The following is a 16872-nucleotide window of genomic DNA, read 5'->3' on the forward strand; positions in this document are numbered from 1 at the left end:
TTATATGTTAAAGAAACGAATACTGCGCGAAAAAGGTCATAGGGACAGATATTTTCTACATCGGAGCTTTAGGCCAGTTTCTTTAAACTTCAATGGCATATTTTGTGAGGAAAGTGAAAAATGAATTCAACAGTTAATTATATAAAAGAATGGCAGCAGGCCCTACAACTTGAAATCCTGCATTTAAAAAAATACGGCAGCACAAAATACCTGGTTTCGAACGGCCATCTGCTTACAAGTGACGGGTCTTTCAGCTATTATTTTGAAACAGGTTCATCGATAAAAATTCCTGTCGGTTCCCTAGTTCGACTGGAATGGGGAGGAATTAAACAGGATGGAAGGATCCTCTCATCGGAAGGGAAAAGTATAATTATCGTATTTGATCGCTCGTTAGGTGATATGATCGGTGAAGCCTTTTTATACCATGATCCATGGGAATTGCTAGAACAATTGATTATCCGCTTGGATGAAATCAAGAGAAGTAAAAAGAAAAGGCTTCGGATCAAGCGCCTGATGGACCCATCCATGCCTCAAAAACATCCTGTTAACGAAAAACTAAGCAGTGTGAAAGAGCTATATGCCCGTTCGAAGTTCAATCCTGTCACTTTTGTCTGGGGACCCCCTGGAACAGGAAAAACCTATACGCTGGCACGTACAGTAGCCAATCATTATTTACAAGATAAAAAAGTACTGGTCTTGTCCCATAGCAACCAGGCTGTAGATGTTTTGATGGCTGAGATTTCTTCATTCATTAAAAAGAAAGATCGTTTCAAAGAAGGCGATGTGCTTCGCTATGGGTCTCAAATCGGTGAATCTCTAGCCATCCATGATGATATTGTTACGGGACAATTATTAGGTAAACATGAACCGACATTAGTTAAAGAAAAAGAACAGCTTGGAGAAGAGAAACGTTTATTAAAACATGACTTGGCTGGCTCCTTCAGTAAAAGGGATACGGATCAATTAATCGAGATAGAAAAAAAGCTGGCCAAAGTTTTGGAGAAAATCCGCCAAAAAGAGGTTCAATTAGTAAAAGAGGCAAAAATCATCGGTACGACCTTGGCTAAAGCCGCAAATGACGAAACGATTTATCAAAAGGAATATGATCTGGTCATTTTGGACGAAGCGAGCATGGCTTACGTACCACAGGTGGCATTTGCTGCAGCGATATCCAAACATATTATCGTTTGTGGTGATTTCAAACAATTGCCGCCTATTGCTTCCGCTCGTGATTCACTCGTGAAACTTTGGCTGAAGGAAGACATCTTTCATCGGTCCGGTGTCGCTCAATCTGTGGAAGAAGGAGAACTTCATCCTCATTTATTCCTTTTAAAAGAACAGCGCCGCATGCATCCTGATATTTCGGCATTCACTAATCGTATCGTCTATAACAATTTTGTTGGGGATCATGAAAGTGTTGCGACTAGCAGGGAGAGCATAATGCAGGCGGAACCGTTTGCCAATAAGGCAGCCGCACTAGTCGATACTAGCTTATCAGGGGAATATTGCATCACTGAACGCACTTCCCACTCGAGAATGAATCTTTGGCAATTGCTTTTATCTTTTCAACTGATTCATGAAGCGTATATGGGCGGGACAAGGTCAATTGGTTATGTCGCCCCATATCGTGCTCAGGCAGACTTGATGGAAAAACTATTGGATGATTTATATGTCAAAGAACGGCAAACGGCTGATATCATCGCAGCAACTGTACACCGTTTCCAGGGAAGTGAACGTGAAATGATGATTTTTGACACAGTTGATAGTTATCCGCAAAACAGGGCTGGAATGTTATTGACAGGGAGAGAAAGTGAAAGGCTCATTAACGTGGCAATAACAAGGACGAAAGGGAAGTTTGTACATGTATGTGACACTTCATTTGTTAACAAACACGTTTATCGCAGTAAAACACTCCGTCAGCTTGTCGATCATCAAATTCAAAATGATCAGTTTGTGTCAAAGAAAGACATTGGAAAATGGGTTAAACACCAGCACCCAAAATTGCAATGGATGCATGCCCGTAAATTGGATGATTTTATGGAAGATATTGAATCAGCAAAACAAGAGATGGTTCTGGCAGTGCCGGATTTAAACAGTTTGTCAGAAGAATGGAAGCTATACTTAATGAAACGAAACCCAGCAGTGAAATTGACGATTATTTCAGTAAAAAGAAACCCTGATATAAATTCTGATCATTTTATTTGTTCACCGGTATCCTTTTCGTTTATCATCATTGATAAACGAGTTACCTGGTTAGGTTTGCCCGTAGAGTCCAATAATCGGATACAGCCCCCATTTATAGCGGCTCGTTTGGATTCGCAAATAATGGCTGATGAATTACTATCTCAATTCAAAAAAAATGAATAGCTCCGGAAAAGGCCCTTTTAAAGGGCTTTTTTTATTTTACAAAATGTATATTCCTTAAAATACCTCGCTAGAATATATGTTATTCTCTTGAGCCACCTACTAATGTTAATATATTAAAACAAAGACCTCGTCAGAATATATCAATCACCCATAATCCCGAATCTGGATTCAACTCCTTATAATTTCCGCTAAAGGCTGGAAACTACAATAACATAGCAAGCTTTTCATGCGACTTTCGAATAGTTATGATTTACTATTAAGTTACGAAAGACAAGAAGGGGGGTAATAAAATGAAACTGGGTATATTAGATCAATCCCCAATTGCATCCGGACAATCTGCACAAGAAGCATTACAGGCCTCTCTGCAACTTGCTCAAGAAGGCGATAGGCTAGGTTATAGCAGAATCTGGTTTACTGAACATCATGATCTGCCGGGATTGGCCTGTTCCGTTCCTGAGGTGTTGATAAGTTATATTGCTGCGCAAACCAAAAATATCAGAATTGGATCTGGGGCAGTGCTGCTTCCGCATTATAAGCCATATCGGATAGCGGAGACTTATAATATGCTTGCGACCCTTTTTCCAGGCAGGATTGATATGGGACTGGGACGCGCTCCTGGTGGATCTGCGGAAGCTACGATGGCCTTATCCGATAATTTTCTTCAGAATGTTTACAAAATGCCTGAACTTGTTAAGGAACTGTTGAATTTTCTTAGAGATGAATTTCCGAAAGAACATCCCTTTTCAAATGTTTCTGCTGCTCCTATCCCAAAGGTATCTCCTGAACCATGGATATTGGGAACAAGCGGGAAAAGCGCAAAACTTGCCGCTGAGAATGGTACTGCATACGCATTTGGTGAATTTATGAGTGAAAATGATGGAGTGCAGAGTTTTCAGCAATACCGTGATAACTTCCTATCGAAAGGGTTACTTAAAGCTCCTAAAACAATCGTTACGGTTGCTGCCATATGTGCGGAAACCGAGGAACTTGCAAAAGAAATCGCTCTTAGCAACACCCTATGGAAAATTCAAAGTGGACAAGGGAAAAGAAGGCAGGTTCCAAGCATAGAAGAGGTAAGGAATCATGTTTGGACTGAAAAAGAAAAAGCACTGATGGAAACCATGCATGAAAAACTGATTTTTGGTACACCTTCACAAGTGAAGTATCGTCTTTTGGAGATTCAGGAGAAATATCTAGCAGATGAAATCATGCTGATAACCATCACCCATAAGTTGGAGGATAGGCTTAATTCGTTTCGTTTGATTGCCAGGGAAATTCTTAACAGTTAATCCCTTCGAGCATTTTGTGTGCATTTTGTGTGCATTTTCTATATGATGGCTTTGCGTCCAATTTATCATAATTGAAAGAAAGAAGATGAAGATATGAATGCTGATCAACATGCAAAAAAACTTAGCGACATTTCTTTTTCCGTTCTGGACCTAGCTTCTATTGTTGAGGGTGGTACAGTTTCGGGAGCTTTTAAAAATACAATAGATTTAGCCAAGCATGTGGAGCAATGGAATTATAACCGTTTCTGGGTTGCAGAACACCATAGCATGCCAGGGATCGCAAGCTCTGCAACGTCAGTGCTTATTGGCTATGTGGCAGGAAAGACGGAAAGAATTCGCGTGGGTTCTGGTGGCATAATGCTGCCGAATCATGCACCACTTGTTATCGCAGAACAATTTGGAACATTGGAAGCAATGTATCCTGGTAGAATAGATTTGGGACTTGGGCGAGCTCCGGGAAGCGACCAATTTACGGCCATGGCTCTCCGGGGTGATGTACGTAATAACGGTCAGGATTTTCCTGAACAATTAGCACAGCTCCGCAGTTATTTGGATGCGGATTCTAAACATAATCGTGTTCGTGCCATCCCTGGAGAAGGACAGGACATTCCGATTTGGCTGCTTGGTTCAAGTGGCTTCAGTGCAGCATTATCAGCTCAGCTGGGATTGCCATTTTCATTTGCAAGCCATTTTTCCCCTGAAAATACCCAACCAGCTTTAGCTCGTTACCGCAATAATTTCCAACCATCCGACGTTCTCGATAAACCTTATGTCATGGTTGGTGTCAATGTTTTTGCAGCAGATACTACGGAAGAAGCACAAAGGATTGCTACATCTTATCAACAGCAATTCTTGAATTTGATCCGTAACACACCTGGACAACTTGCTCCTCCAGTTGATACGATGGAAGGCATTTGGACAGAATATGAAAAGGCCATTGTCATGAAACAGCTGAATGCCTCCATTATAGGAAATCCGGAAGAGGTAAAAGAGCAGTTACAGTCCTTTTTAGATGAAACCCAGGCGGATGAAATGATTATAAACTCTGCCATTTATGATCAGGATGCACGCCTTCGTTCTTATGAAATCATTGCAGAAGTGACTGGAATGAAATAAGTGTCATTGAATGAGCTTGCAGATCACGTGTCTGCAAGCTTTTTAAAAATACATAACGATTGACTTTATAAACAAAGTTAGGAGAAAAGAATGAAACGAGAAGATCCTTTATCCTTAGTATTTCACTTCACAGATAAACAAGGTGACAGCAGGCCACTCTATTTTACGAACCCGAAAAAAGTGTTCACCGCCCATTCCATTGGGGATGTCCTTCCTCAATTTCAAAAAGTCCAGGAAGCGATCGAACAGGGGCATTACGCAGCGGGATATGTTTCCTATGAAGCTGCACCTGCTTTTGAAAAATCTTTTAAAGTAAAAGATGGAGCCAAAATGCCATTATTATGGTTCGGAATTTTTGATAAACCGGAAGAACAATTACCTGGAAAAATGACAGGGACTTTTAATTTGGCTGAATGGGAATCAGAAACGGATTCAAATACCTATCATTCCGGGTTTCAAAGAATAAAATCCGAAATTGAGAAAGGCAATACGTACCAAGTGAATTATACGATGCGTTTGCAATCCATGTTCGAAGGAGATGACTTCGCTTTCTTTGATCGCTTGAAGAGAGCTCAACGCTCGAACTATAGTGCATATTTGAATGTGGGGACACATCGAATCCTCTCTGCTTCACCTGAGTTGTTTTTCCGTTGGGAAGATGGTCAGCTGATTACTCGACCAATGAAAGGAACGGTAAAGCGGGGAACGACACTGAAAATGGATCAGCTCAATGCAGACTGGTTAGCAGCCTCGGAAAAGAATCAAGCTGAAAACTACATGATTGTGGACCTGCTCAGAAATGATTTGGGAATGATTGCAGAACCAGGAAGTGTCGAGGTTCCACAACTTAAGGCAATTGAAAAATATCCGACCGTTTGGCAAATGACATCCACGATAACAGCCGATACGAAACCCGGAACAACAATCATTGATATATTCAAGGCCCTTTTTCCATGTGGATCGATAACAGGGGCACCTAAAATAAAAACGATGGAAATCATCACCGATATCGAAAATTCCCCACGTGAAGTTTATTGCGGTGCAATCGGGTTTATCACTCCTGATTCCGAAGCCGTTTTTAATGTGCCGATTCGTACGGTCGTGATCGAAAAGGAAACAGGTAAAGCCGAGTATGGGGTAGGCGGGGGAATCACTTGGGATTCCGAGTTAACGGAAGAATATGACGAAGCCTTTTTAAAGGCCAAATTATTGACAGTCGAAAGTCCTGCGTACAAACTATTGGAATCGATGAAGCTTAACGATGGAGAATATTATTTGTTGAATGATCATATCGATCGGATGAAACAATCCGCTGATTACTTTAATTATCGGTTCTCTGAATTGAAACTTAGAGATCAACTCCAAAAGTATGCGGATTTGAATAAAGGCACGTTGCAAAAGGTAAGGGTACTACTTAATGAATATGGTGAAATTGAAGTCTCCGGACAAGCAATTAAGCCTCTTGATTCAGAATTAACAGCTATCTTGGCTGAAACTCCAATATCAAGCGGAAATCCCTTTCTTTTTCATAAGACGACTAATCGTGATGTATATGAAGGCTTTCAAATGAATAATCCTGACTTCCATGACGTTCTACTTTGGAATGAAGAAGGATACATCACGGAATTCACGAACGGAAATGTAGTGGTGAAAATAAATGGAGACCTCTTTACGCCTCCTGTGGAATCAGGACTACTTGCTGGAACTTTTCGTCAAGAGTTAATCAGGAAGAAGGAAATCAAAGAAAAGCCCATTTCAAAGGCTGACCTTAATAGCGCTGAGGAAATTTGGTTTATTAATAGCGTGCGAGGGAAATTAAAAGTGAATTTAACATTCTAAGCTGATTTCCCTAAAAAAATGATAATTGTAATCTTTATTGCAGTTTGTTGAGTTATAGTAGATGATGAATACTACATATACTGGGAGGGACTGCTGTGGAGATGCATAAAATCGCAGGTTTATCGATTATGGAGTGGAAGACGAAAGATCCAATGCTTAAAAATCTTATAAACATGGATGAAGTCTTCTGGATGAATCCAAATTACGGTGCCAAACAAGAAAACCCAATCGTCCATGCTGAACAGGTTAAAACGGCTGAGGACAGATTGGATAGATTCGCAAATTATATGATTAATGCCTTTCCGGAAACTGGACCAATGGAGGGAATCATTGAATCACCACTAGTTGAGATTCCTTCCATGCAAAAAAACTTGGAAGAATCCTATAAGACTGAAATGGCTGGGAAACTTTTGCTTAAATGTGACAGTCATTTACCTATTTCAGGATCTATCAAGGCACGCGGAGGTATTTACGAGGTGTTGAAACGTGCCGAGGAAATTGCCATGAAGCATGGTGGTTTAAGACTAACTGATAACTATGGAATACTTGCGAGTGATGAATACAAAGAGCTTTTTTCAAAATATTCGATTGCGGTCGGTTCAACCGGCAATTTAGGAATGAGTATTGGAATAATAAGCGCTAAGCTGGGGTTTAGAGTAACAGTCCATATGTCGGCAGATGCCAAACAGTGGAAAAAGGATAAATTAACAAGTCTTGGTGTCATAGTAAGGGAATATGATGATGATTATAGTAAAGCTGTGGAAGAAGGCCGTATGGAGGCATCACTTGATCCCAATTGCCATTTTATCGATGATGAAAATTCGGTGGATTTGCTGCTGGGATATGCGACGGCTGCAACGCGGCTGAAGAAACAACTGAAAGATATGTCCATTCCAGTTGACGAAGATCACCCTTTGTTTGTGTACTTACCGTGTGGAGTCGGCGGCGGACCAGGCGGTATCACATATGGGCTCAAGTTAGCCTTCGGAGATGATGTTCATTGTTTTTTTGCAGAACCGACACACTCACCATGCATGACGCTCGGATTGATGACAGGCCTTCATGACAAAGTCTCGGTGCAGGAATTTGGAATCGATAATAAGACGGAAGCGGATGGACTTGCTGTCGGAAGACCTTCAGCGTTAGTTTCCAGTATGATGACGACCATGTTAAGCGGCAGCTATACCATAGAGGATAAAAGGTTATTCGAACTGCTCCGTGAGATGGCAGAGACGGAAGGTTATTATTTAGAGCCATCTGCCCTCGCAGGAGCATTCGGACCCATACAACTTTTTTCAGGTCCAGAAGGAAGGAAATATCTTAGGGACCAAAAACTGCTGGATAAAATGAACCAATCCACACATATCATCTGGGCGACTGGCGGAAGCATGGTACCCAAGGATATGATGGAACAATATTTATCTAAAAGTTAAAAAAAAGAAGTTCACGACAGTGAACTTCTTTTTTCTTTATAAACCCCATGATTTCAATAAAAGGTGAATGGCTTTTTCCAATTCAGATTCAGGAATCCCTGCAAAGCCCAATATGATTTTAGGAGGATGTTCGTCAATTTTTTCGATCGAATATGTGGATAATCCATAAATTTTAATACGGTCTTCGTTTGCCATTTGAATAAGTGTCTGTTCATCCATGCCGTTCTTAACGATGAGGACGATATGTAATCCTGACCGCTCACCAGTGATGGTTATTTGTTGATGTGGTTTAAACAGCTCGATCACTTTATCCAACTTGCGCCGGTAAACTTTCCTCATCCGATTTAAATGCTTTTCGAAATCCCCTTCCTTCATGAACTGTGTCAACACATGTTGATCAATTCGTGAAACGGTTGAATGGTAAAAAGATAATTTCTGTTGATGCATTTGTAACAGCGGAGCGGGTAGAACCATATAACTGATCCGAATTGATGGCATCAATGATTTGGAGAATGATCCTAAGTAAATCACCTTATCACCAGCATCCATACTTTGTAAGGAAGGAATTGTTTTTCCACTATAACGAAATTCACTATCGTAATCGTCTTCGATAATATAGCGGTTTGCTGCCCCTTGAGCCCAGTTCAGCAATCGCGTCCGTCTGTTAACGGATAAGATCGTCCCATAGGGGAAGTGATGTGAGGGAGTGACATACACTACATCGATCTTTGAATCTTCAATTGGGTTTACCTTTACGCCTTCTTCATCAATTTGCAGTGGATGGACTTCATTTGGGTAGCTGCGTAAAATCCGGTGAATCAAGTGAAATCCAGGATCTTCAACACCATAAATGGCATTTTTATCGAAAAGAAGGACAAGCTGCTGCAATAAAATTTCCATTCCTGCACCAATGATGATCTGTTCGGGCACACATTGAACCCCACGTGCATGATACACATAATGGGCAATTTCACATCGTAATTCATATTCCCCTCTAGAATCCCCCAGTAAAAGAAGATCTTGATGCGATTCATCAATTTTATTTTTCGTGTATTTTCTCCATTTTTCAAATGGGAAGTTTTCCGTGTCAATTTGGCTGGGATGAAAATGATACAGTAAATCCCCTTCATTATCATTAATTTGTTCCAAGGAAACTTGGTTGGTTTGCGTATACTCTAAATCCTCGAATGTTTGAATATAGTACCCTTTTCTTGGTATGACTTCAACGTATCCTTCAGCAGTTAATTGTTCATATGCTGTCTCGACAGTATTTTGACTAATCTGAAGGAACTCTGCCAATTTACGTTTGGAAGGCAGTTTTGAGCCATAAAGAAGACGGCCATCAATGATTTCTTTTTTAATATGTGAATATAATTGTTCGTACAAAGGTACTTCACTAAATCGATTTAAATCACAAGTTAGCATATTCATATTGTTTCCGCCTTTTAGATAAAATTATACTGACCCCATTAAATTAATTAAAACTGACACTTTCAATACGGTCAACTATTTTTTATACTAAACACAACAAATCTAAAAAATGCAAATATTAGGGGGAAGAGAAATGGAAAAATTATTAGGAACTGACACAGTAAAAAGAGGAATGGCACAAATGCAAAAGGGTGGCGTAATTATGGACGTCATAAATGCAGAACAAGCAAAAATTGCTGAAGCATCAGGTGCTGTCGCTGTCATGGCATTGGAGAGGGTTCCTTCAGACATCCGTGCGGCTGGCGGGGTAGCAAGAATGGCAGATCCGCGAATTGTCGAGGAAGTAATGAATGCAGTATCCATCCCGGTTATGGCTAAAGCAAGGATTGGCCATATTGTTGAATCAAGGATCCTGGAATCCATGGGAGTGGATTATATCGATGAAAGTGAAGTGCTGACGCCTGCTGATGAAGAATATCATATATTAAAAAGTGATTTCACAGTTCCTTTCGTTTGTGGCTGCCGTGATTTAGGCGAAGCTTCACGCCGTATTGGAGAAGGAGCATCGATGCTTCGTACAAAAGGAGAACCAGGTACAGGTAATATCGTGGAAGCTGTGCGTCATATGAGAAAGGTACAGTCCCAAATTCGTAGAGTTAGCATCATGAGTGATGATGAATTAATGACGGAAGCAAAAAATATTGGTGCCCCTTATGAAATTTTAAGAGAAATCAAACGGACTGGTAAATTGCCTGTAGTTAACTTTGCAGCTGGCGGAATTGCCACTCCAGCAGATGCAGCACTGATGATGGAATTGGGAGCAGATGGCGTATTCGTGGGGTCCGGTATTTTTAAATCGGAAAATCCAGAAAAATTCGCATCGGCAATCGTTCAAGCGACTACATATTTCACAGATTATGAATTGATAGGCCGGTTGTCAAAAGAGTTGGGCAGTGCAATGAAAGGAATCGATATTTCCAAACTAGCTCCAGCAGAACGTATGCAGGAACGTGGATGGTAATATGATAACTATCGGTGTTTTGGGATTACAGGGTGCAGTTGAAGAACACTTGAACCAAATCAATGCTGCCGGAGAACAAGCAATACTTGTTAAAAAACCGGAACAGCTGCAAGAAATCGATGGCTTAATCATTCCAGGCGGAGAAAGCACCACGATGAGAAAGCTAATGGATCGTTATGGATTCAAGGAACCAATCAAAACTTTCTTCGAACATAAAAAACCTATTTTCGGTACTTGTGCGGGGATGGTATTGGCGGCCAACGAATTGACTGGTGATGAGAAGGCCTATCTTGAACTAATGGACATTTCCGTGAAAAGGAACGGATTTGGACGTCAACGGGATAGTTTCGAGGCTGAATTATCAATTAAAGGAATGGAAGAACCTTTTAAGGCCGTTTTCATCCGAGCTCCATTTGCGGATGGAATTGGAGAAGATGTAGAGATATTGGCTGTTTATGAAGAGAATGTTGTCGCTGCGAGACAAGAAAATGTCCTTGTCAGTGCGTTTCATCCAGAATTAACAGGGGATGATCGTTTCATGCAACTTTTCATTGAAATGGTTAAGACATCCATAAGTAAAGTCGAATTGAAAACCTGTTAAACAAATGAAGCTGTCCTTTTATTAGGACAGCTTTTCTTTCTAATGCATTAAAAGCTAAAAGGGAATGATTAAATAACATATTTCTTGAAATTACTATTTTATACTTATAACAGCAAGAGTTGCAGTTATTACAGGAGGAGCAAGCGGAATTGGCTGAGCGACATGCTTGAATTCGACAAGGTCGTTGTTGCGGATTTTAATGAAGAAATGGGACGGGAAACCGTTGAACGGATAACGGCAGAGGTGGAGAGGGCATTTTTGTTAAAACGGATGTTTCCAATCATGAAGATGTTGAAGCGTTAATCAATAAAGCGGTCGAAGCATACGGTAGGATCGATATCATGTTTAATAATGCCGGCATTGGTGCTGGAGGGATGATCCTCGATCAAGATATGGACGGGTACTTCAAAACGATTGGAGTGAACCAGCACGGAGTGGCCTTCGGCATCATGGCAGCAGGCAGTAAAATGAAGGAACTGGGTATCAAGGGTGTCATTATAAATACCGCCTCTGTATTTGGCTACTTAGCTTCCCATGGGACTTTTGCCTATCAGGCGTCCAAAGGAGCAGTTAGAATGATGACACAAACAGCAGCTTTGGAATTGGGTGCTTATGGAATACGCGTAGTAGGCATTGCACCAGGCGGTGTTGATACTTCAATCATACAAAGCTATAAAGATATGGGAATCATCGATAAATTGAATGCAAGTCAAATGCACGGTAAATTAATTAAGCCAGAAGCCATTGCAAATGCTGTCTATTTATTATCCTTGGAAGAAGCGGATGCAATCAATGGAAGTGTAGTCATGGTCGATGATGGCTATGCATCTTTTAAATGATTATCTGAAAAAGAAAACATCGTCCAAATTAGACGATGTTTTCTATATACGATATATGGGAATATTGATTTCTAATAGATCGAAGGTAATATTGACCGATTGGTACCATCGGGATATCATGTAAAATAGATTGGTGAAACCGGTCTTATCTTTATAAAAGAAGGTTGATATTTTTGAAAAAGGGGCAACAAACCAAAGAACGAATCATAAATGTAGCCCGGACTCTTTTTGCGACAAAAGGGTTTGACATGACAAGAACGAATGAAATTGCCTCTGCATGCAATGTTTCCGAAGCTACTATTTACAAATACTTTGAAAGCAAAAAAGATTTGCTTCTGGCTACAATTACTCCTAATGAAAAAGAGGAGTCTGAAGATGGGACAAACCATCTGTCAACTGATGATCTTGTGGAAAATCACGTTTGCACCATGATAAAAAACGTTCTTGAAAATAAAGAACAGTTTTCGATATTATTTCGGGAAACACAATTCGATCAAGATATTTCAAAGCAATATGTTGATCGAATTTTCAAGCCGAATGCCAAGCATATTGAAATACAGAAGAGAATAGATAGCGGAGAGATACAATATATTTCTGATATTATCCTTTTTAATGTGGGGATCATTTCTTTCACATTGGCATTATCTACACATTATGAGATTCATCAACAGAAAAAGGAACCATATTTTACTTCTGAACGAATTAAGAGCATTGCACAACTTTTGGTATATGGTATTCATGGAAAACAAAATCATACATAATGAAACGGTCATATTAAAAGGCATGAGCATCAAGCCGCAAATATGACCGTGTTTTTTTGAATGGTAAGCAATCATTACTTGTGAAATTAATAAACCGGAGTGTAAGATTTGACTTATATTTTTCAGACTATTACGATAAATGCATGCTGCAACAAATTCATTACGAGGATTTTTATTCTAAAACCATGTAATATGGGAGGGGATTTATATGAGCGATATCGTAATTTTATCAGGAAGTCCAGCGATTCCATCAAGAACGGACATTTCACTAAAACATATTCAATCATTAGTAGAAAACCAAGGATTTACCACAGCTTATTACTCAATTACGGATTTCTCAGCAGATGATTTATTCCAAGGGAAATATAATAGCGAAGATATCTTAAAGCTTTCGGAGAAAATACAAGCAGCCAGAGGAATCATCATTGGTTCACCGGTATATAAGGCTTCTTATACAGGGGTATTAAAAGCCTTGATTGATTTGCTGCCAGAAGGAGCTTTTAAGGGGAAGCCAGTGCTGCCCATTATGATTGGCGGAAGTAACAGGCATTTATTGGCGATTGACTATGCGCTTAAACCATTAATTTCAATATTAAAAGGCGAGCCGTTGCAGGGCATATATTTTGTGGATAAGGAAATAGATAAACAGAATTCAGAAAACCCGATCAATGACTTGAATTTAGTTGATCGCGTTCAGAGTCAGGTTCAAGAACTAATAGAAGCGATTCAGTTAAGAAATTAATAAGTAATCGACTTCAATAAAAGGAATGGAATTCAAGTAATTACTTTTTCAATGAATGACAGGCATCAATAATAGCTTAATAATGAAAATAGACTCATTTTTTTGGAGACTTTATCTAAAAAGACGAGTCTATTTTCATATTTAAATGAACATAAAATCATGAATGGAATAGTGTGTATAAAAATAACAGTTCCTCCATAATATTAAACCAAGTTATTTTATAAGAAAACTCCATTGACAAGGATTAAATATATGTTAATATTTAAAATAATAAAACTTATCCAGAGCGACGGAGGGAATTGGCCCTTTGAAGTCCAGCAACCTGCATGATGGATGCAAGGTGCTACCTCCAACAAAATGTTGATCATTTTGGAAGATAAGGTAAAGAATATTTACCTTGAAATCTTTCCATCATGGAAAGATTTTTATTTTTCGGAAAATTCTTTGGGAAACCATAACAATTTAAGGTTGTTTGGAATTATATAAATTTAATAAATTCATTTAATCAGCGGTGAAATAATATATTCGCGGATTTTCTTAAAGGAGGAACAGGTTTGGATAAAGAGAATCAGCTTGAAGAAATATTTGAACGACTTCAAGAAATGCTTAATTCAATGAAGTATGGATCGATTACACTTATTGTCCAAGATGGTAAAATCATTCAAATGGAAAGAAATGAAAAACTAAGAATTAAATAAGGTATCTGCTGACTAGAAAAACTAGAGGCGGGTTTAACTGATATAAAGAGAGTATTGGTTAGATTCGTCTCTTTTTCCTAGGGTCATTTAAACTGGGGAAGATTATAACGGGCATTGATCAAAAGTAATTCTAACCAGTGACATACAGCAAGTTCTTAGAGGGGGCTGCAAAGTTGGCTGCATTAATAAACTATGAAAATTTCAACACCGGAGATTTACCTGTATTTCCTGAAGATAGTGAGACAAAAGGTGCTTTGGAAGTACTGCAATGGGCGAATGACCATTATGGAAACAAACTGATATATGCGTGTAGTTTCGGTATAGAAGGCATCGTGCTTACGGATTTATTGGCGAAGGTCAATCCCTCGGCAAAAATAGTTTTCCTTGATACAGATGTTCATTTTGAGGAAACGTACCAATTGATCGATCAAGTGAAAAAGCGATATCCAAATCTTTCGATCGAAATGAAGAAACCAGCATTGACGCTTGAAGAACAGGCAGCGGAACATGGGGATGAATTATGGCTTAGCGATTCCAATAAGTGCTGTAACATCCGTAAAATCACTCCGCTTACAGATGTGCTTTCAACGGCAACAGCCTGGCTTTCGGGACTACGGAGGGAGCAATCTGAAACAAGGGCTCTGACAGAGTATATCAATAAAGATAATAAGTTCAAGTCAGTAAAAATATGTCCACTCATACATTGGACATGGAAAGATGTTTGGCGTTATGCCCACAAAAATGGACTTCCATATAATATCCTGCATGATAATGGATATCCAAGCATTGGTTGTAAAACATGTACGGCACCTGCCTTCAATGCAGATGATTTACGCTCAGGCCGTTGGCAAGGAGCCCAAAAAACGGAATGCGGATTGCATTTATCTTAAATAAATAGAAAGTATAGGCTTAAATATTTAGAAACCATAGGGGGAAATTAGCATGACAATCAGTTTACCGCACGGAGGAACACTAATCGATCTTTGGGAACCAAAATATGATTTTAGTAAAATAACAAAGTCAATCGAAATTGACGAAATAGCTTTAAGTGATCTTGAATTGATAGGCACTGGTGCCTACAGCCCGATCAAAGGTTTCTTTACAAAAAGTGACTATGAGACAGTTGTCAAGGATATGAGGCTTAGCAGCGGCCATGTATGGAGCATCCCGATTACGCTGCCTTTGAACGTTGAAGTTGCAGAAACTCTTACTATAGGTGAAGAGGTAAAGCTGACTCATGAAGGTGAAACATACGGAGTTCTCTCCGTTTCCGATATTTTCACTCCCGATAAACAATTGGAAGCGACATTAGTATATCAAACGGATGATGAGAAGCATCCTGGTGTGAAAAATTTATATAACCGCGGGGATGTATATGTCGGCGGAGAAATAAAGTTAGTAAAGAGAATAGAGCGTCCGCTATTTCAAGCAAATTATCTGGACCCAGTTGAGACAAGGAAAGCTTTTGCTGAAAAAGGCTGGGAAACGGTTGTCGGATTCCAAACGAGGAACCCTGTTCACCGTGCACATGAATATATTCAAAAGACAGCATTGGAGATTGTCGACGGCTTATTTTTAAATCCTCTTGTAGGTGCCACTAAATCCGATGACATTCCGGCAGATGTACGAATGGAAAGCTATAAAGTGTTGCTTGAAAAATATTATCCCAAGGATCGCGTCTCACTTGCAGTTTTCCCTGCTGCCATGCGTTATGCAGGACCAAGAGAAGCGATTTTCCATGCGATGGTCCGTAAAAATTATGGTTGCACCCATTTTATCGTCGGACGTGATCATGCGGGTGTGGGTGATTATTATGGCACATATGATGCTCAAAAAATCTTTGGGAATTTTAATTCAGATGAGTTAGGGATCACGCTATTATTCTTTGAACATAGTTTTTACTGTAAAGAATGTGGCAATATGGCTTCCGCTAAAACTTGTCCGCATGGCAAGGAAGACCATGTCATCCTGTCTGGAACGAAGGTAAGGGAAATGTTGCGTAATGGAGAAATTCCTCCAGCTACCTTTAGCCGTAAAGAAGTCATCGAGGTGTTGATCGAAGGTCTTAAAAAGAATGAAGTTTATAACTGATTGGACATAAATTGAAGGATCACATGAAGAGGGGGATTATTAAATGAGTAAAAGTACGAATGTCACTTGGCATGAAACGTCATTGACCAAGGAGCTCCGCCGGAAGCAGAACGGGCATGAAAGCACAGTTCTATGGTTTACAGGACTCTCGGGTTCAGGAAAATCAACGATTGCGAATGCGGTCGCTAAAGAGTTATATAATCGGAATATTCGAAGTTATGTTTTGGATGGTGATAATATCCGCCACGGTTTAAATAAAGATTTAGGTTTTTCTGAAGAGGATCGGACCGAGAATATTAGGCGAATCGGTGAGGTTTCCAAGTTATTCGTGGATAGTGGGCAGTTCGTATTGACCGCCTTCATATCACCTTTCAGGGCAGATCGGCAGATTGTACGTGATTTACTCGATGAAGGGGAGTTTATTGAAGTATACATAAAGTGTCCGATCGAAGAGTGCGAAGTGCGTGATCCAAAAGGTCTTTATGACAAGGCGCGTAAAGGAATCATTAAAGATTTTACCGGAATCGACTCTCCATACGAAGAACCTGAACAACCGGAAATCATTTTAGAATCCGACCAATACAGCATTGAAGAGTGCGTTGAACAGGTAATCGCCTATTTGACAGCAAAGAAAGCGATCTAAT

Annotated in this window: 14 protein-coding genes, 1 pseudogene and 1 riboswitch; of the genes and pseudogenes, 14 read left to right on the forward strand and 1 reads right to left on the reverse strand. The window is 39.8% G+C overall.

Annotated features, from left to right (window positions below; all coding sequences use genetic code 11):
• Positions 1-120: 120 nt before the first annotated feature.
• The 5 genes from QUF94_RS13230 (at position 121) to QUF94_RS13250 (ending at position 8044) form a co-directional block, all read left to right on the forward strand.
• On the forward strand, positions 121-2367 hold the full coding sequence (locus QUF94_RS13230) for an AAA domain-containing protein (RefSeq protein ID WP_289316267.1): 2247 nt from the start codon (positions 121-123) through the stop codon (positions 2365-2367).
• Positions 2368-2657: 290 nt separating this feature from the next.
• Positions 2658-3656 carry an LLM class flavin-dependent oxidoreductase gene (locus tag QUF94_RS13235; RefSeq protein ID WP_289316268.1) on the forward strand — a complete coding sequence of 333 codons (999 nt, stop codon included), beginning with the start codon at positions 2658-2660 and terminating at the stop codon, positions 3654-3656.
• 93 nt (positions 3657-3749) lie between these two features.
• Positions 3750-4772, forward strand: coding sequence for an LLM class flavin-dependent oxidoreductase (locus QUF94_RS13240; protein ID WP_289316269.1), 1023 nt, complete (start codon positions 3750-3752; stop codon positions 4770-4772).
• Positions 4773-4862: 90 nt separating this feature from the next.
• The gene (gene pabB / locus QUF94_RS13245; RefSeq protein ID WP_289316270.1) at positions 4863-6611 is read left to right on the forward strand and encodes an aminodeoxychorismate synthase component I; all 1749 of its coding nucleotides are present in this window, start codon (positions 4863-4865) and stop codon (positions 6609-6611) included.
• 101 nt (positions 6612-6712) lie between these two features.
• Complete coding sequence (locus QUF94_RS13250) at positions 6713-8044, forward strand: D-serine ammonia-lyase (protein ID WP_289318369.1); 1332 nt, start codon at positions 6713-6715, stop codon at positions 8042-8044.
• A gap of 36 nt (positions 8045-8080) precedes the next feature.
• Here QUF94_RS13250 and pdxR read toward each other — a convergent pair whose 3' ends face one another.
• Entirely contained in the window at positions 8081-9475 is a 1395-nt protein-coding gene (pdxR, locus tag QUF94_RS13255) for a MocR-like pyridoxine biosynthesis transcription factor PdxR (protein ID WP_289316271.1), read from the reverse strand.
• 133 nt (positions 9476-9608) lie between these two features.
• Here pdxR and pdxS point away from each other — a divergent pair, with 133 nt between their 5' ends.
• The 9 genes and pseudogenes from pdxS to cysC all read left to right on the forward strand — a co-directional run bounded on the left by pdxS (position 9609) and on the right by cysC (position 16871).
• Positions 9609-10496: a pyridoxal 5'-phosphate synthase lyase subunit PdxS gene (gene pdxS / locus QUF94_RS13260; RefSeq protein WP_289316272.1), complete on the forward strand. Its 888-nt coding sequence runs from the start codon at positions 9609-9611 to the stop codon at positions 10494-10496.
• A 1-nt stretch (position 10497) separates the two neighbouring features.
• Positions 10498-11097 (forward strand): pyridoxal 5'-phosphate synthase glutaminase subunit PdxT, encoded by a 600-nt coding sequence (gene pdxT / locus QUF94_RS13265; protein ID WP_289316273.1) that lies wholly within the window; start codon positions 10498-10500, stop codon positions 11095-11097.
• Positions 11098-11203: 106 nt separating this feature from the next.
• Positions 11204-11936 (forward strand): annotated as a pseudogene (locus QUF94_RS13270) (SDR family NAD(P)-dependent oxidoreductase).
• Positions 11937-12109: 173 nt separating this feature from the next.
• A complete protein-coding gene (locus tag QUF94_RS13275) occupies positions 12110-12697 on the forward strand; it encodes a TetR/AcrR family transcriptional regulator (RefSeq protein WP_289316274.1) in 588 nt (195 codons plus the stop codon).
• Between the two features lie 208 nt (positions 12698-12905).
• Positions 12906-13439, forward strand: coding sequence for an NADPH-dependent FMN reductase (ssuE, locus tag QUF94_RS13280; RefSeq protein WP_289316275.1), 534 nt, complete (start codon positions 12906-12908; stop codon positions 13437-13439).
• Between the two features lie 274 nt (positions 13440-13713).
• A riboswitch (SAM riboswitch) is annotated at positions 13714-13822 on the forward strand.
• Positions 13823-13993: 171 nt separating this feature from the next.
• Positions 13994-14137, forward strand: a complete 144-nt coding sequence (locus QUF94_RS13285) for a YezD family protein (protein WP_072273036.1) — start codon at positions 13994-13996, stop codon at positions 14135-14137.
• Between the two features lie 185 nt (positions 14138-14322).
• Positions 14323-15027 (forward strand): phosphoadenylyl-sulfate reductase, encoded by a 705-nt coding sequence (locus QUF94_RS13290; protein WP_370017047.1) that lies wholly within the window; start codon positions 14323-14325, stop codon positions 15025-15027.
• A gap of 52 nt (positions 15028-15079) precedes the next feature.
• Complete coding sequence (sat, locus tag QUF94_RS13295) at positions 15080-16228, forward strand: sulfate adenylyltransferase (RefSeq protein WP_289316277.1); 1149 nt, start codon at positions 15080-15082, stop codon at positions 16226-16228.
• Positions 16229-16271: 43 nt separating this feature from the next.
• Complete coding sequence (gene cysC / locus QUF94_RS13300; protein ID WP_289316278.1) at positions 16272-16871, forward strand: adenylyl-sulfate kinase; 600 nt, start codon at positions 16272-16274, stop codon at positions 16869-16871.
• Position 16872 lies beyond the last annotated feature (1 nt).

Source organism: Peribacillus sp. NJ4 (assembly GCF_030348345.1).
GTDB lineage: Bacteria > Bacillota > Bacilli > Bacillales > DSM-1321 > Peribacillus.

Bases quoted from the DNA above. Each gene is read 5' to 3' on its own strand.
- QUF94_RS13240 (WP_289316269.1), top strand. From the start codon at position 3,750: ATGAATGCTGATCAACATGCAAAAAAACTTAGCGACATTTCTTTTTCC.
- sat (WP_289316277.1), top strand. From the start codon at position 15,080: ATGACAATCAGTTTACCGCACGGAGGAACACTAATCGATCTTTGGGAA.
- QUF94_RS13235 (WP_289316268.1), top strand. From the start codon at position 2,658: ATGAAACTGGGTATATTAGATCAATCCCCAATTGCATCCGGACAATCT.
- pabB (WP_289316270.1), top strand. From the start codon at position 4,863: ATGAAACGAGAAGATCCTTTATCCTTAGTATTTCACTTCACAGATAAA.
- pdxR (WP_289316271.1), bottom strand. From the start codon at position 9,475: ATGAATATGCTAACTTGTGATTTAAATCGATTTAGTGAAGTACCTTTG.
- cysC (WP_289316278.1), top strand. From the start codon at position 16,272: ATGAGTAAAAGTACGAATGTCACTTGGCATGAAACGTCATTGACCAAG.
- QUF94_RS13230 (WP_289316267.1), top strand. From the start codon at position 121: ATGAATTCAACAGTTAATTATATAAAAGAATGGCAGCAGGCCCTACAA.
- pdxS (WP_289316272.1), top strand. From the start codon at position 9,609: ATGGAAAAATTATTAGGAACTGACACAGTAAAAAGAGGAATGGCACAA.
- QUF94_RS13250 (WP_289318369.1), top strand. From the start codon at position 6,713: ATGCATAAAATCGCAGGTTTATCGATTATGGAGTGGAAGACGAAAGAT.
- pdxT (WP_289316273.1), top strand. From the start codon at position 10,498: ATGATAACTATCGGTGTTTTGGGATTACAGGGTGCAGTTGAAGAACAC.
- ssuE (WP_289316275.1), top strand. From the start codon at position 12,906: ATGAGCGATATCGTAATTTTATCAGGAAGTCCAGCGATTCCATCAAGA.